This is a genomic window from Microcystis sp. M109S1 (assembly GCF_020247025.1).
In the GTDB taxonomy this organism is placed as follows: Bacteria; Cyanobacteriota; Cyanobacteriia; order Cyanobacteriales; family Microcystaceae; genus Microcystis.
Genome location: NZ_JADBRW010000049.1, coordinates 1 through 13,585 on the forward strand (window position 1 = coordinate 1; position 13,585 = coordinate 13,585).

Annotated in this window: 16 protein-coding genes; 12 read left to right on the plus strand and 4 right to left on the minus strand. The window is 40.7% G+C overall.

What is annotated here, in order from left to right:
* Positions 1-147: 147 nt before the first annotated feature.
* Positions 148-519 (minus strand): bilin-binding protein, encoded by a 372-nt coding sequence (locus tag IM322_RS02000; protein ID WP_287675951.1) that lies wholly within the window; start codon positions 517-519, stop codon positions 148-150.
* Positions 520-668: 149 nt separating this feature from the next.
* Between IM322_RS02000 and rseP the strand changes: the two genes are divergently transcribed.
* The 3 genes from rseP (at position 669) to IM322_RS02015 (ending at position 3,254) form a co-directional block, all read left to right on the plus strand.
* Complete coding sequence (rseP, locus tag IM322_RS02005) at positions 669-1,760, plus strand: RIP metalloprotease RseP (RefSeq protein WP_286824886.1); 1,092 nt, start codon at positions 669-671, stop codon at positions 1,758-1,760.
* The gene (gene nth, locus IM322_RS02010; RefSeq protein WP_287675952.1) at positions 1,760-2,416 is read left to right on the plus strand and encodes an endonuclease III; all 657 of its coding nucleotides are present in this window, start codon (positions 1,760-1,762) and stop codon (positions 2,414-2,416) included. The genes rseP and nth overlap by 1 nt, the downstream gene beginning before the upstream one ends.
* Positions 2,417-2,642: 226 nt before the next feature.
* Positions 2,643-3,254, plus strand: a complete 612-nt coding sequence (locus tag IM322_RS02015; RefSeq protein ID WP_287674210.1) for a rhomboid family intramembrane serine protease — start codon at positions 2,643-2,645, stop codon at positions 3,252-3,254.
* Here IM322_RS02015 and IM322_RS02020 read toward each other — a convergent pair.
* On the minus strand, positions 3,251-3,577 hold the full coding sequence (locus IM322_RS02020) for an antibiotic biosynthesis monooxygenase (protein WP_287674207.1): 327 nt from the start codon (positions 3,575-3,577) through the stop codon (positions 3,251-3,253). The genes IM322_RS02015 and IM322_RS02020 overlap by 4 nt on opposite strands.
* Positions 3,578-3,737: 160 nt before the next feature.
* Between IM322_RS02020 and IM322_RS02025 the strand changes: the two genes are divergently transcribed.
* Complete coding sequence (locus IM322_RS02025; protein ID WP_287674206.1) at positions 3,738-4,280, plus strand: NADPH-dependent FMN reductase; 543 nt, start codon at positions 3,738-3,740, stop codon at positions 4,278-4,280.
* On the opposite strand, the gene folB is transcribed toward IM322_RS02025, so the two are convergent.
* Positions 4,267-4,623, minus strand: a complete 357-nt coding sequence (gene folB, locus IM322_RS02030; protein WP_287674204.1) for a dihydroneopterin aldolase — start codon at positions 4,621-4,623, stop codon at positions 4,267-4,269. The genes IM322_RS02025 and folB overlap by 14 nt on opposite strands.
* 131 nt (positions 4,624-4,754) lie before the next feature.
* Positions 4,755-5,738 carry a glycosyltransferase family 2 protein gene (locus tag IM322_RS02035; protein WP_287674203.1) on the minus strand — a complete coding sequence of 328 codons (984 nt, stop codon included), beginning with the start codon at positions 5,736-5,738 and terminating at the stop codon, positions 4,755-4,757.
* Positions 5,739-5,976: 238 nt separating this feature from the next.
* On the opposite strand from IM322_RS02035, the gene IM322_RS02040 reads away from it, so the two are divergent.
* The 8 genes from IM322_RS02040 (at position 5,977) to IM322_RS02075 (ending at position 13,168) form a co-directional block, all read left to right on the plus strand.
* Positions 5,977-6,897 (plus strand): glycosyltransferase family 2 protein, encoded by a 921-nt coding sequence (locus IM322_RS02040; RefSeq protein ID WP_287674201.1) that lies wholly within the window; start codon positions 5,977-5,979, stop codon positions 6,895-6,897.
* Positions 6,898-6,911: 14 nt separating this feature from the next.
* On the plus strand, positions 6,912-7,871 hold the full coding sequence (locus IM322_RS02045; RefSeq protein WP_287674199.1) for a GDP-mannose 4,6-dehydratase: 960 nt from the start codon (positions 6,912-6,914) through the stop codon (positions 7,869-7,871).
* Positions 7,872-7,873: 2 nt separating this feature from the next.
* Positions 7,874-9,091: a glycosyltransferase family 4 protein gene (locus tag IM322_RS02050; RefSeq protein ID WP_287674197.1), complete on the plus strand. Its 1,218-nt coding sequence runs from the start codon at positions 7,874-7,876 to the stop codon at positions 9,089-9,091.
* 29 nt (positions 9,092-9,120) lie between these two features.
* Positions 9,121-10,104 (plus strand): glycosyltransferase family 2 protein, encoded by a 984-nt coding sequence (locus IM322_RS02055; RefSeq protein WP_286824875.1) that lies wholly within the window; start codon positions 9,121-9,123, stop codon positions 10,102-10,104.
* A gap of 27 nt (positions 10,105-10,131) precedes the next feature.
* Positions 10,132-10,686: a phycobiliprotein lyase gene (locus IM322_RS02060; protein WP_286824874.1), complete on the plus strand. Its 555-nt coding sequence runs from the start codon at positions 10,132-10,134 to the stop codon at positions 10,684-10,686.
* 84 nt (positions 10,687-10,770) lie between these two features.
* The gene (locus IM322_RS02065; protein WP_287674195.1) at positions 10,771-11,163 is read left to right on the plus strand and encodes a MerR family transcriptional regulator; all 393 of its coding nucleotides are present in this window, start codon (positions 10,771-10,773) and stop codon (positions 11,161-11,163) included.
* 5 nt (positions 11,164-11,168) lie between these two features.
* Positions 11,169-12,389, plus strand: a complete 1,221-nt coding sequence (locus IM322_RS02070; protein WP_287674194.1) for a hypothetical protein — start codon at positions 11,169-11,171, stop codon at positions 12,387-12,389.
* Positions 12,386-13,168 (plus strand): hypothetical protein, encoded by a 783-nt coding sequence (locus IM322_RS02075; protein WP_287674192.1) that lies wholly within the window; start codon positions 12,386-12,388, stop codon positions 13,166-13,168. The genes IM322_RS02070 and IM322_RS02075 overlap by 4 nt, the downstream gene beginning before the upstream one ends.
* The last annotated feature ends 417 nt before the right edge of the window (positions 13,169-13,585 follow it).

Sequence of the window (13,585 nt, forward strand, 5' to 3'; positions counted from 1 at the left end):
CGAATAGCATCGTCTATGGCTTGATACTGTTGAGTTTTAGCTTTAACTTTAAACTCTAAGACAAACATTTTACGCAGGGGGTACTTAGACAAAATCAGCATAGCACAATAAAAGTTAAGTTAACAAGCTATAGTTTAAAAAGCCGTCCTAAAAGGACGGGGCTTTAACCCAAAATTTCGGTAAAAAGTTCCAGAAATCACGCCAACAAGCTTCGGCGCGGTGAGGTGGATAAAGATCGCCTCCGGGGTAAAAAATGGTAGGAAATTGGCTTAAGACAGTCTGACGAGCGTTATCAACGATAATATTAGCATTATCCCGCAGTTTTCGAGCTTGTTGACTATAAACAAGTAAATCAGGCTCTAAATTGACGATAGTATCTAAATCGCTATCGCTGAGATAGCGAGTTTGATCATCCGCTTGTTGCCAAATAGCGATCGCTGATTGCTGATAGGGCCAATTAGCGAAACTGATGATTCTCGCTTTTGGGATTAATTGCTGGGCGCGCTCACTCAAAGGCATCGATCGCTCTCCGTTAGGTCAGATTAGGCAGTTAAGATCACTTCTATCATAAATGATCGAAAAATTAGCGATAACTCAAGATTTTTTGAAATCTATCCAAGAGGATCGCTTACAATAAACAAAAGCTAAGTCATTATAATTTGATCATCATGTCAGTTTTAATAGCGATCGGTGTACTTGCCCTATTAATTGTCGTTCACGAATTGGGTCATTTTGCCGCTGCTCGTTGGCAATCTATCCATGTTAATCGCTTTTCTATCGGTTTTGGTCCAGCTTTAGCTAAATATCAAGGTAAAGAAACGGAATACGCCCTCCGCGCCATTCCTTTAGGGGGTTACGTTGGTTTTCCCGATGACGATCCCGATAGTCAAATTCCCAATAACGACCCTGATTTATTACGCAATCGTCCTGTTTTCGATCGAGCTATCGTCATTAGTGCGGGAGTAATTGCTAATTTAATTTTTGCCTATTTTTTGCTTGTTACCCAAGTCGCTACGGTGGGTTTTCCCCAAATTAACTATCAAGAAGGGGTAATTATTCCAGAGGTTTTTACGGCTGAAAATTCCGTCGCTAAACAAGCGGGAATACAAGCGGGGGATATCGTTCTCGCTATCAATGATCAGCCCCTTGGTGCTTCTCAAAATGCCATTATTGACTTCCGTGACATTATTCAATCTTCCCCCGCTCAACCCCTAAAATTAACCATCAAACGCCCGACAGAAACGATCGATTTAATCGTTACTCCTGAATTGGGAAGTGATGGTCAGGGTAAAATTGGGGTTAGATTGGCTCCTAACGGTGAAGAAACTCGCCTGAAAGCCGATAATTTTGGGCAAGCTTTTAGCTTGGGTGCGGGGGAATTTCAGCGATTAATCCTATTAACCGTGCAAGGTTTTGGGCAGTTAGTTAGTAACTTCAAAGACAGTGTTCAACAGGTAGCAGGACCGGTTAAAATTGTCGAATATGGAGCGGCGATCGCTCGTAATGATGCGGGTAATCTTTTTCAATTTGCCGCCCTAATTAGTATTAACTTAGCGGTAATTAATATTCTGCCTTTACCTGCTCTTGATGGCGGTCAATTAGTATTTTTATTAATCGAGGCTTTGGTAGGTAAACCTCTCCCGACTAAACTGCAAGATAACATCATGCAAACAGGTCTAGTTTTACTCTTAGGATTAGGAGTTTTCTTAATCGTGCGCGACACGGCTAACCTAGCAGTTTTTCAGGATTTATTCCAGTGATGGACTCTCGAAAAAAAACTGAACCTCAACTGCGCGCCCTAGAAATTTTAAGCAACTTAAAGCGATTATATCCAGAGGCAACCTGTAGCTTAAATTATCAAACTCCCGTGCAGTTATTGGTGGCAGTGATTCTCTCGGCACAATGCACTGATGAGCGGGTAAATAAGGTGACTCCTGCTTTATTCGCTCGTTTTCCCGATGCTAAATCCTTAGCTTTTGCCGAGCGAGAGGAGTTAGAAACTCTCATTCGTTCCACGGGATTCTATCGCAATAAAGCTAAAAATATTCAGGGTGCTTGTCAAAAAATCCTCAAGGATTTTCAGGGGGAAGTACCCAAGACAATGGAGGAATTATTAACTTTACCCGGGGTAGCTAGAAAAACGGCTAATGTGGTACTCGCTCACGCTTACGGGATTATTGAGGGGGTGACAGTAGATACCCACGTTAAGCGCTTAAGTAATCGTTTGGGTTTAACTACTAATAACGATCCAGTGAAAATTGAACGGGATTTAATGGCTTTACTACCTCAACCGGATTGGGAAACTTTTTCTATTAGTATTATTTACCACGGCCGGGCAGTTTGTAAAGCAAGAAATCCCGCTTGTTTTTCCTGTCAATTAGCCCCTCTTTGTCCCGCAGTAAACAGTAAACAGTAAACAGTAAACTGAAAACTCACACCTGATAACTGAATCACTGATAAGTAGTCGGACATAAATAAACAACACTATGTTAAGGAATGTAAAATAGGCGGTTTTCGCTGCTGCACACAGCCTTCTACCCTATTTACAAAACTTTATACAGCAGCGAAAACTTATGTCCGACTACTTAACTGATAACTGATAACTGATAACTGATAACTGATAACTGATGTGGGGGGCTATAATGGGAAAAAATAGCTCATCCATCAATCTTATGAGTCAAGGATCTCGGCAAGAAATAAAAACCCAAGCAATAATCCTCGCTACCTTTGTGGCGATTTTTTGGCTGTTAGAGATTTTAGATCAATTTGTTTTTCGGGGCAGTTTAGACATTTTCGGGATTATTCCGCATCAAGTCATCGGATTGCGGGGTATTCTTTTCGCACCTTTCCTACACGGTGACTTTTCCCATCTTATCGCTAATACGGTTCCTTTCCTGATTCTCGGTTGGTTGGTGATGTTACAGGAAACCAGTGACTTTTTTGTTGTGACTGGGTTGACTATGCTGGTGGGGGGGTTAGGAGTCTGGTTATTTGCTGCTCCCGGATCCATCCATATCGGGGCAAGTATCTTGATTTTTGGCTATTTAGGTTTTTTATTACTGCGGGGCTATTTCCAAAGAAATATTCCTTCTATACTCTTGTCAATTCTAGTCTTTTTACTCTACGGTGGCACAATTTGGGGCGTTTTACCTTCTTCCCGTCCGGGGATTTCTTGGCAAGGACATTTATTTGGTTTCCTAGGCGGGGTTTTAGCCGCCAAATTAATCGCCACCGAAAAGAAACATTATCCCTAAATGGGGGAACCTTCTATCTCGCTACATACTTCATAAAAATCGGTGACAGGCGGTTTCGCAAACAGAGGAGCCATGGATTTCAGCAATAATTCGTGGGTTTCGCTTTTATTGGCCTCCATATCATCGATTTTATCCCAGATGATCACGGCAATTCCTTCGTCGGTTCCGGGTTTTTGCAGCAGAAAAGCCCCTTGGAATCCCGTAGAATAGGTGGAAACGGCCTTTTCGTAGAGTTTTTGGGCTTCGGAAAAACACCCCGGTTTGAATTCACCAATAGCCACATAGGCGTATTTATGTTTGAGAAAATCGAGAAATTCTGGCATGGCAATGAGGGGAAATGGAATAAATCTTTCTTTCTACTCTCATTAAAACTTAGATCGATCGCCCCCTCCGCCCCATCCACATATTTTTTTAACTAAGCTTCCCCAATTGTCTCTTTTTTTGTTAGCTTATATGTAGTCGTTATGAGTTTGTATAAGTTCTATGATCAAAATCGTTGGTATTAATGGCAGTTTACGCCCCGGATCCTATAGTGCGATGGCGTTAGAAGTTGCTATCAGTCGAGTACAGGGGTTAGGAGTAGAAACGGAGATAATTGACCTGAGAAAACTCTCTTTACCCTTCTGTAACGGGGGAGATGACTATTCTGACTATCCCGATGTGGCCAAAATGCAGCAAACGGTTAAATCGGCAGCGGGATTAATTTTGGCGACACCGGAGTATCATGGCAGTGTCAGTGGTGTGATGAAGAATGCCCTAGATTTAATGAGCTTTGAGGAGTTATCGGGAAAGGTTGCTGGATTAATCAGTGTTTTAGGCGGCCAATCCAATAGTAACGCCCTAAATGATTTAAGAATCATTCTCCGTTGGGTTCACGCTTGGGTAATTCCGGAACAAATTGGCTTAGGACAAGCGTGGAAAGTCTTCAACGAAGAAGGAGAAATCCTTGACGAGAAGCTTTCCCAACGTTTTGACGCTTTTGCTGCAAGTTTAGTCGATAATACCCGTAAACTCAACGATATCTAGTAATATCGATGGTGATTTTACCGGTGAAATGGGGAATTGGGGCGGCGGGTTTCGATAATTGTACTCTTACCTGTCGCACTCGATCGAGTTGTAGGATATCCTCAGCGATAACCGTGGCCAATTTTTCCACTAGGGCAAATTTGCCGGTTTCAATCTGGTGTTTGACAATTTCGATCGCCTGTCGATAATCTAGGGTATCTTCAATTGCGTCACTTTTGCCAGCAATGCTGATATCAAGTTCTAGGGATAAATCCACCTCAAACCATTGACCTAAAACCTGTTCTTCGGCCAGATATCCTGTATAACCGTAGGCACGAATTCCTGTAACGTGAATAGTATCCATAGATAGTTAAATTTAAAAACTGGCAGCGTTGGTCACAAAGATGAAGTGTAACCTAATTTGGTATCGACGACCCACTCCCCAAAACGAAAACTTCCTACCCGACCATTAAGATAACTGCTATAAATTATAGTTTAGACGGCTCTTACCTGTTCGGCGTAATCTTTGGAGCGTAGTTGACGGAAACCTTGAAAAGCCAGTTGTCTCAAATTTAGAGGTAAATAGGAAAGCAGTAAACCCAGTCTAGCTCGTCGGGATTTTCCTAACAATTGCGAGGCTTTTTCTATTAAAACTCGCCCAGCTTCGGTTTCTCCCTTTTCAATTAATTTTATTCCCAAAGATTCCTGTAAAAAAGCCGCTTTTTTTACTCTTTCTTCTTCTAATTTTACATCATTAAAGTGATAACTTTCTGTACAAAACAGTTTTGCTTGCAAAAAGTGAACCGCTTGTTTTAAGCTAGTTTGACCGCCATGGAAACGATATTCCATTAATAATTCTGGCAGAAAATAAGCTTGTTTTCCCGCTAAAGCTAAACGCACTAATAAATCAAAATCTTCACAACCATCCGCTTGAGAGCGCATATAATCCACATCGGCTAAAGATTGATAACGAAAAAGAGTCGAACCCACCTGTAAACTTTGATAGGAAAAAGTTTGTCTCTCTAAATCAGTAATAATCCCTTTTTGTAATCTGTCTTTGCCCCATTTTGCTGAATTTTCCTGGGTTGCTGAGGCAACTTTTTGTCCAAATTTATCAATAATCCAGTGATCGGTACAGACAAAATCAACGTTTTTTTCTTGATCTAAAATAGGGACAGTTTTCGCTAAAAATTCAGGAGTTAGTCCATCATCATCATCGAATTTAATAAAATATTCTCCCCGAGCAGCCGTAAAACCCGATCGCATATTTAAACTTCTACCAAGATTTTGGGGATGACGCAGATAAATTATTCTCGAATCCCGAAATGCTGCCACCACTTCTGGGGTATGATCAGAAGAACCATCATCACAAACAATTAACTCAAAATCTTCATAAGTCTGCCGCAAGACACTATTAATCGAATAGCTGAGATAATCGGCGCGGTTATAGGTGGGAATACAAACAGTTACTTTCGGCATAATATTTTCAGTAATCAGTAATCAGTAATCAGTAATCAGTAATCAGTTATCAGTTATCAGTTATCAGTTATTCGTTATTAGTGAACAGGGATATCGGGATATCGAGAGAGAAAAGCTAACGGCTGAAGGCTGATGGCTAAAAAGCTGACGGCTGACGGCTGACGGCTTTAAAAGTATTTTTACATTTTTCCAAAGGAATGTTAAGTTTTAGATTATTAAATGAGTTACCTTGATAGCCATGGCTCCTAAAATAGCAGGGATTATCTGTACCCACAACCGCGATCACTACCTAGCAGGAGCGATCGATAGTCTTTTAGCGCAAACCTGTCCAGATTGTGAGATTTTAGTGGTTGATAACGCATCCACCGATAAAACCCGTCAAGTGGCCCAGTCGCGTCTGGGAGATGGGCGGCTAAAATACGTTTACGAACCTATTTTAGGGCTATCTACCGCCAGAAATCGCGGGGCGAAGGAAACTAGAGCGCCGATTTTAGCCTATTTGGATGACGATGCGATCGCTAGTCCTCAATGGTTGCAAATTCTGTTAAATGCCTACGAAAATAACGAAAAACTGGCAGTAGCGGGGGGAAAAGTCACTCTTATTTGGCCGCAAGGCTACAGTCAACCCAATTGGTTATCCGATGAGTTAGCAGGGGGTTTAGGGGCTTTCGATTTGGGCGACAATGTGGTATATATTAGCCAGGCGAATTTAACTCCGCGAGGGGTTAATTACTCAATTCGGCGGGATTTCTTGGATAAAATTGGCGGTTTTGACCCTAATTTGGGAAGAATTGGTAAAAAACTTCTCTCTAACGAGGAATTATACACTACAGAACTGGCACTCGCCCAGGGATGGCAAGTGGGCTATTTTCCCACCGCATTGGTGGAACACAATGTGGCCCCGGAAAGAATCAATCGTCAATGGTTTATGCGTCGTAGTTGGTGGCAAGGCATCAGCGAACACTACCGGGAAGAAGTGGCAGGAAGGAGGGGATTGGCTCAATTTAGGCGAGGAGGTGAGCGTTTGGTGAGAGGATTGGTTAAATATGTCAAATTTATCAATGATCCCGCTAAAAGCTTTGATAATCTTCTCTATGCCTACGGACAAATCGGTTATTTAAGCGAGGCCGCCAAGGCGATGTTAAACCCTCAAAAGTAAATTATTGTAAATAAATGAGTAAAAAAGCGTTAATTTGTGGTATATCGGGGCAGGATGGAGCCTACCTAGCCGAATTACTGTTAAAAGCCGGCTATACAGTTTGTGGCACCTCCCGGGATGCCCAAATGTCCTCTTTTAGTAACCTGAAACGTTTGGGAATCAAGGAACAGGTAAAACTAGAATCAATGGCACTGAACGACTTTCGCAGTGTCCTACAAGTCTTAATTAAAATTCAGCCCGATGAGGTCTATAATTTGGCTGGACAAAGTTCTGTGGGTTTATCCTTCGAGCAGCCAGTGGAAACCTTAGAAAGTATTGCCACGGGAACCTTAAATCTCTTAGAAGCAATTCGATTTACCAGAGCAAAAATTAAATTATATAATGCAGGATCGAGTGAATGTTTCGGGGATATCGGCGATAATTCTGCCGACGAAAATACCCCTTTTCGTCCTCGCAGTCCCTACGCTGTGGCCAAATCGGCGGCTTTTTGGGAAGTGGCTAATTATCGAGAAGCCTACGGAATTTTTGCCTGTTCAGGCATACTTTTCAATCATGAATCTCCCCTGCGTCCCGAGCGCTTTGTTACCCAAAAAATTATTGCTGCCGTGGCTAGAATTGCCCAAGGAAGTCCCGAGACTTTACACTTAGGAAATATGGATATTCAAAGGGATTGGGGTTGGGCAGCGGAGTACGTTGAAGCGATGTATTTAATGCTGCAACAGGAGCACCCCGATGATTACGTCATTGCCACGGGAGAAAGTTCAAAACTGGAGGATTTTGTGGCCACAGCTTTTGCTACTGTTGGCTTAAATTGGCAAGATCATGTAATTTCCGATCGAAGTTTATTAAGACCAACAGATTTAGCCATTAGTCGCGGCAATCCCAACAAAGCTAAGGAAAAATTAGGTTGGCAAGCACAATACAAAATGACTGATATTGTCCGCATGATGGTAGAAAATCGTTTAGAGAAATAGCCATGAATATCTTAATGATTAGTTCCACCTTTCCCTATCCACCCAGCAAAGGAGGAACTCAGGGCAGAACTTTTAATTTACTCAAGTATCTCAGCAAAAATCATGATATTACTCTCATGGTTCAGTGTACTGCTGATGTCAGCGATGAGGAGGTAGAAAAGTTAGGTAACTTTGTTAGTGAATTGGTAGTTTTTCCCCGTCCTCAAGATGCCAAAACTGGAATAATTGCTAAACTGCAAAGATTAGCTCAATTCCTGAAAACGGGAACCCCTCCCAATGTACTTTTTGGCTATTCTCAAGAGATGCAGAACTGGATAGATAGGGCAGTTAAGAGTCAAAAATTCTCAGTCATTACCAGTGAACATAGCGTTAATGAAATTTATATTCGTTCCGAATGGCAACGGCAAATTAGGACAGTAATTGATGTGCATAGTTCCCTCTATCAAACCGGCAAAAGTCAATTAGAAATTGGGGTTTCTAGTCAAAAATTACGGGATCGTCTCTACCTTCCTCTCCTGCGTCGCTACGAACAAAAAACTGTGCAGAAATTCTCAAAAATTGTCGTCACCACCGATGATGATCAAAAACAAATGCGAGAATTCGCTCCCAAGAAAGAGATTTATTTAATTCCTAATGCAGTCGATTTAGATTTATTTCCCTATCGTACCGAGGCTCCTGCTGGACATAATTTAGTTTTTATCGGTGGGTTAGATTATTGGGTTAATATCGATGCGGCCTGTTTTTTAGCTAGGGAAATTTTACCTCGTATTCAAATTACTTACCCCGATACTACTTTAACTCTAGTCGGTGCTAATCCATCCCTAGAAGTGCAAGAATTAACTAAGTTAAAAGGAGTGATTGTGACGGGACGAGTACCATCAATGACCACCTATCTTCATCAGGCAACTGTGGCAGTTATTCCCCTAAGAACGGGTTTTGGAATGAAGTTTAAAACCCTAGAATCTATGGCCGCAGGGGTGCCTGTGGTGGCCAGCGATCGAGGTTTAGAAGGGTTAACAGTGGAAGGAAATAATGTTCCTTTAGCAGCCTTAAGGGCTAATAGTATTGAGGAATATTGTACGGCGATTAGTAGTCTTTTTGAATCGGCAGAGTTGCGAGAAAAATTATCTAGAAACGCTCGCAAGTTAATCGAAGATAATTATACTTGGCAGCAAGCAGCCGCTAAGTACGAACAAGTTTTGACTGCTGATATTTGTTAGACAATTTCTCTAATTTTTTGTAAATTAATATGCTATCAAATCAAATAACAGTGAAAATATCTGTTGTTGTTCCTCTCTATAACGAAGAGGAAAATATCGATGTTCTCTTTAGCCGACTTTTAGCAGTTTTAGAGGCACTAAATACCAGTTATGAGGTCATTTGCGTCAATGATGGTAGTCGTGATAATACTCTCAAAAATCTCGTGGAATATCATCAACGTTATCCACAAATTAAAGTGGTTAATTTATCCCGTAATTTTGGTAAAGATATTGCCATGTCAGCAGGAATTGATTACAGTCAAGGGATGGCAGTAATTCCTATTGATGCTGATTTACAAGATCCCCCCGAATTAATTGCCGAAATGATCGAAAAATGGCACGAGGGTTATGATGTGGTTTATGCGTCCCGTCGGGTTAGAATTGGCGAAAGTTGCTTGAAACGTTTCACCGCTGGGGGTTTCTATCAAGTCATTAATAAATTAAGTCGGGTTCCTATTCCCCCTAATACGGGAGATTTTCGCTTAATCGATCGCCGAGTGGTAGAATCAATTAAAAAAATGCCCGAACGTCAAAGATTTATGAAAGGAATATTTGCTTGGGTGGGATATAAACAGACATCAATTTTATTCGATCGAGAACCACGGTATCAAGGACAAACTAAATGGAATTACTGGAAATTATGGAATTTTGCCATCGATGGTATTACCTCTTTTAGTTTTTTGCCTCTGAAAGTCTGGACCTATGTAGGATTTATCATTGCACTTGTTAGTCTTGTTTATGCTAGTTTTTTAATGCTCAGAACTATTATTTTAGGAATCGACGTACCCGGATACGCTTCTCTGATGGTTGCTGTCCTATTTTTAGGAGGAATTCAATTACTGACTCTTGGTATTATTGGCGAATATATTGGCAGGGTTTATGAAGAAGTAAAGGGCCGGCCACTTTATCTTGTTCGAGATTGTTATGGTTTTGAAAATAGGGAACAAGTTACTGATAAAATAACTCAAAATTAAAATACTGACAAGAGGAGAATTAAGTCTATGAATACCGAAGTTTTTCAGCAATTTTTTGCCTATTGTGTCGGTAGTTGGCAAACGGAAAGAACCTATCATTATCTAGCTGATCAAGAAGTGGAACGTTCCCGTACTGAATTCCTCATTCAACCCCTCACTAGGGAGATTAAACAGAAAGTTCTGACAGATAATAACTATCCCGATATTGCCGATTTAGAAACTATACCCGGGTTTAATTTAGGTTTCTATACCATCTCGGAAAAAGGAGAAGAAGTGCAACAAAATCTTAATCTTTTATTTGTGGTTAAAGCAGAAAATAACGGTTATTTAGAAGGGGATTATCTTCGTGATCGCGCCTACGAAGAAGCAAGACCAATTATCTCCGCTTTTCGCTTTGATTCCACCACCAGAGAGTTATTAATGACCACCAATTATACTCGCAGTGTTTCCGTGGATTCAATTACTTTAATCAATCCAGACCTGCGAATTCGCAAAATTATTAACTATCAACGTCCCAAGGAGGGGGAACCCTTGGAAAAAGTTCTCTTGGTCGGTTTTGGGGTTGAGTGTAAAGTCAGTTAAAAAAATATTTCTTTTCCCCCCTTGATTCTCCAGTCAGGGGGAGATTTTATCATGGGGAAACGATAGGATTAAGGAGCAAAAATAATGCTCAAAATCGGTCAACTTTCCCGAGAAAGTGGTGTTTCGATTAAAACGATTCGTTATTACGAGGAATTAGGACTAATTCAGTCCCCTGAGAGGACAGAGGGACAATTTCGCCTATTTACTCCCGATACTGTCCATCGCTTGCTGTTTGTCAAAAGATTGCAATCTTTGGGTTTAAGTCTGCAAGAGAGCCGCGAATGTTTAGTAATTCATGACCATGGTGAGTTACCCTGTGGAGATATTCAGGAAAAATTAATTAAACATATTGCTGAGATCGATCAACAAGTGGAACAATTGCTTTTATTGCGTCAACAATTAACCGAAACCCTGCAAGTATGGACGGATACACCTGTAAAAGACGATCAATTTATTTGCCCTAATCTCAAGGTTTAACTATCATGAAAAAGTTGATTCTATTGGTAACTGTAGCACTGATTTCTACTCCTGTAATTGCTCAACATTTACATCTTGATTCACCTCAAACTCAGACTTTACAAGCAATTCCTGACAATATACCAGCTTGGATGTATAACAAGCAACGTAATCATATTTATCCCCAAAGAGGGGTTTATAACAATGCAATTTATAATGTCAGAGATTTAGCTTTAGACTTGAATGCGATCGCTGTTGGTCATGCCTTTGCTTACGAAGATATCGTAACGGGAAAAGCGAAAGATTTAGAAACTAAGACATACCAAAAAATTAATTTGGTTTTAAAAAATCCGCCTAAATTTATGCCCGACGAGGGTAATATTTCCCCAACTTTTGGCAGAAAATACGGTGTTTTAGAACAGGTTTTCGAGTGGGCGCATATTTTCCATGCTCAAACCGTTGATGTTTTAGCCAGTAGCAAATTAACTAACAAGGAAAAAGAAGCAGAAATTGAAAAATTATATCAATTTTACTTGACAAAAGTTCCCTATGCTATTAGCGGATTACCGATGAATATGGGTTATCTGGATTCCCAGCCTTATTCTAAAGCTTTTCGCCAGAAATATCCGAAAGTTAATGGCTTATTTTGGGGCTACCATTGGTTACAAGGAACAATGTATGACTTGCTCTATGAGAAGACGCTAGAAGAACAAAAACAAGCTTATAAACAGGTAGGAAAACAATACCATAGTCAGGAATTGTATCGCACTGATCGAGCTTTTATGCCGATGTTTGCCGAACTTAGTCCCAAGTTTGCCCGACGTTTTCCCGAAATATCTAACACCTTCGATAACCTGCATATGTTGCACGATATGGTTAATGATATTCTGGCATCAGATTGGCTAACTACCCAACAAAAAGACGAACAAATTACCCGCGCTATTTGGTTAGTAATGGCTGCTAATCACCAAGGAATGGAAGCAGGAAAAAATTATGGTGGTGAAGGACTACACGATCATCGTTTTGAGTCAGGAATTCCGGGGATGGGATTAATGCCAGCAGATATTTCTCACGAAGATCATAATCACGAAAATTCTCATAATTCTGAGAAAAAACCTGATAATTCTCAGGGACATGAGGAGGGAGATCACCAACACCATAACCACGAAAATTACTCTCCAGAAAACCCTCCTAATACGGATAAAAAACCTGGCGACAGCAATGACCAAGAGGAAATGAAAAAATGAGAAGATTTTTATTAATTGCTCTGGGTTTAGTTACCAGTTTAACTTATCCAGTTTTTGCCAACGATCATAATAATCTTGATTCTGGTCGTCCCCTTTCTTTTGATGATGCTGAAAGTATTGGTTTTGGGGAACAATCGATAGAATTTGGAGGAAGTCTAGTCTTTCCTGAAAATAGTAATCTTGGGGGTGAGTTTGATATTGAATACCTCAACGGTATTATTCGCAATGGTCATATTATTATCGGCATCGATCCGCAGGTGGGAGGTCGAGTTAATAGTGATGATACGGATTTTGATGTGGGAAATTTATCTGTAGGTTTTTTCTATAATTTCAATCGTGAATACGATAATGTTCCCGCTTTTGCCATTCGTACCGATTTAGGATTACCGACGGGAAATAATGCTAGGGGATTAGATTTTCGTCTGCGGGGAATTGCCAGTAAAACTGTTGGTCAATTCCATCGCTTGCATCTTAATCTCGATTTAAACATAAAAACTGACCCCGATAACGGCGATCGATCTTTTTTACCGGCAGCAATTCTCGGTTACTCGCGACCGATTGGTTATCCGAAACGCTTCGATCAAACTTTTTTAGCAGAATTGGGCGTAATTACCAGCGATAATAGTAATGGTGGGGTTTTAATTCGCACTGGTATGGGAATTCGTCAGCAAATTCATCGCCAAGGTGGGATCGATTGGGGTATCGAGGGGGATATTGCTACTAATGGCCATGATCAAAGTCAATTAAAGTTAAAAATCGGTTATTCTTTCAGATTTTAGGATTTTTCCATAGCCTGCTATTAAAAGCTAAAATAGATGAAGTATAACTTAAATTTTGGTTTGACTGGGAGTACGAGGGGGTTTGGAGGTCCACATCTTCTCATCCCTGAAAACAACAGGGATATCTTATCGAAAATTTGGGTTAAAACCCCGTCCTTTGAGGACGGCTTTAAGCTACAATGGAAAAAGCGATAACCAAGCTAAAAACTGAACCTTGACCACAGATAGTAGGGGGTTTCGTTCAGAAAAGACTTCAAAGTCGGCCTTGAACGAGTAAAACTTTCTAGGAAATAAGGTGGAACATGAGATTTTTTCGACTTGTTCAAAGTGGCCGGAGGGCATTCGGACACTCAAAATGGACGTGGAGAAAGTGTCAGACTTAAGCAATTAAGCGTTTTTCGGTGAAGCGTCAACCCC

Coding starts and splice junctions, on each gene's coding strand:
- IM322_RS02000 (WP_287675951.1), bottom strand. CDS start 519: ATGCCTTTGAGTGAGCGCGCCCAGCAATTAATCCCAAAAGCGAGAATC.
- rseP (WP_286824886.1), top strand. CDS start 669: ATGTCAGTTTTAATAGCGATCGGTGTACTTGCCCTATTAATTGTCGTT.
- nth (WP_287675952.1), top strand. CDS start 1,760: ATGGACTCTCGAAAAAAAACTGAACCTCAACTGCGCGCCCTAGAAATT.
- IM322_RS02015 (WP_287674210.1), top strand. CDS start 2,643: ATGGGAAAAAATAGCTCATCCATCAATCTTATGAGTCAAGGATCTCGG.
- IM322_RS02020 (WP_287674207.1), bottom strand. CDS start 3,577: ATGCCAGAATTTCTCGATTTTCTCAAACATAAATACGCCTATGTGGCT.
- IM322_RS02025 (WP_287674206.1), top strand. CDS start 3,738: ATGATCAAAATCGTTGGTATTAATGGCAGTTTACGCCCCGGATCCTAT.
- folB (WP_287674204.1), bottom strand. CDS start 4,623: ATGGATACTATTCACGTTACAGGAATTCGTGCCTACGGTTATACAGGA.
- IM322_RS02035 (WP_287674203.1), bottom strand. CDS start 5,738: ATGCCGAAAGTAACTGTTTGTATTCCCACCTATAACCGCGCCGATTAT.
- IM322_RS02040 (WP_287674201.1), top strand. CDS start 5,977: ATGGCTCCTAAAATAGCAGGGATTATCTGTACCCACAACCGCGATCAC.
- IM322_RS02045 (WP_287674199.1), top strand. CDS start 6,912: ATGAGTAAAAAAGCGTTAATTTGTGGTATATCGGGGCAGGATGGAGCC.
- IM322_RS02050 (WP_287674197.1), top strand. CDS start 7,874: ATGAATATCTTAATGATTAGTTCCACCTTTCCCTATCCACCCAGCAAA.
- IM322_RS02055 (WP_286824875.1), top strand. CDS start 9,121: ATGCTATCAAATCAAATAACAGTGAAAATATCTGTTGTTGTTCCTCTC.
- IM322_RS02060 (WP_286824874.1), top strand. CDS start 10,132: ATGAATACCGAAGTTTTTCAGCAATTTTTTGCCTATTGTGTCGGTAGT.
- IM322_RS02065 (WP_287674195.1), top strand. CDS start 10,771: ATGCTCAAAATCGGTCAACTTTCCCGAGAAAGTGGTGTTTCGATTAAA.
- IM322_RS02070 (WP_287674194.1), top strand. CDS start 11,169: ATGAAAAAGTTGATTCTATTGGTAACTGTAGCACTGATTTCTACTCCT.
- IM322_RS02075 (WP_287674192.1), top strand. CDS start 12,386: ATGAGAAGATTTTTATTAATTGCTCTGGGTTTAGTTACCAGTTTAACT.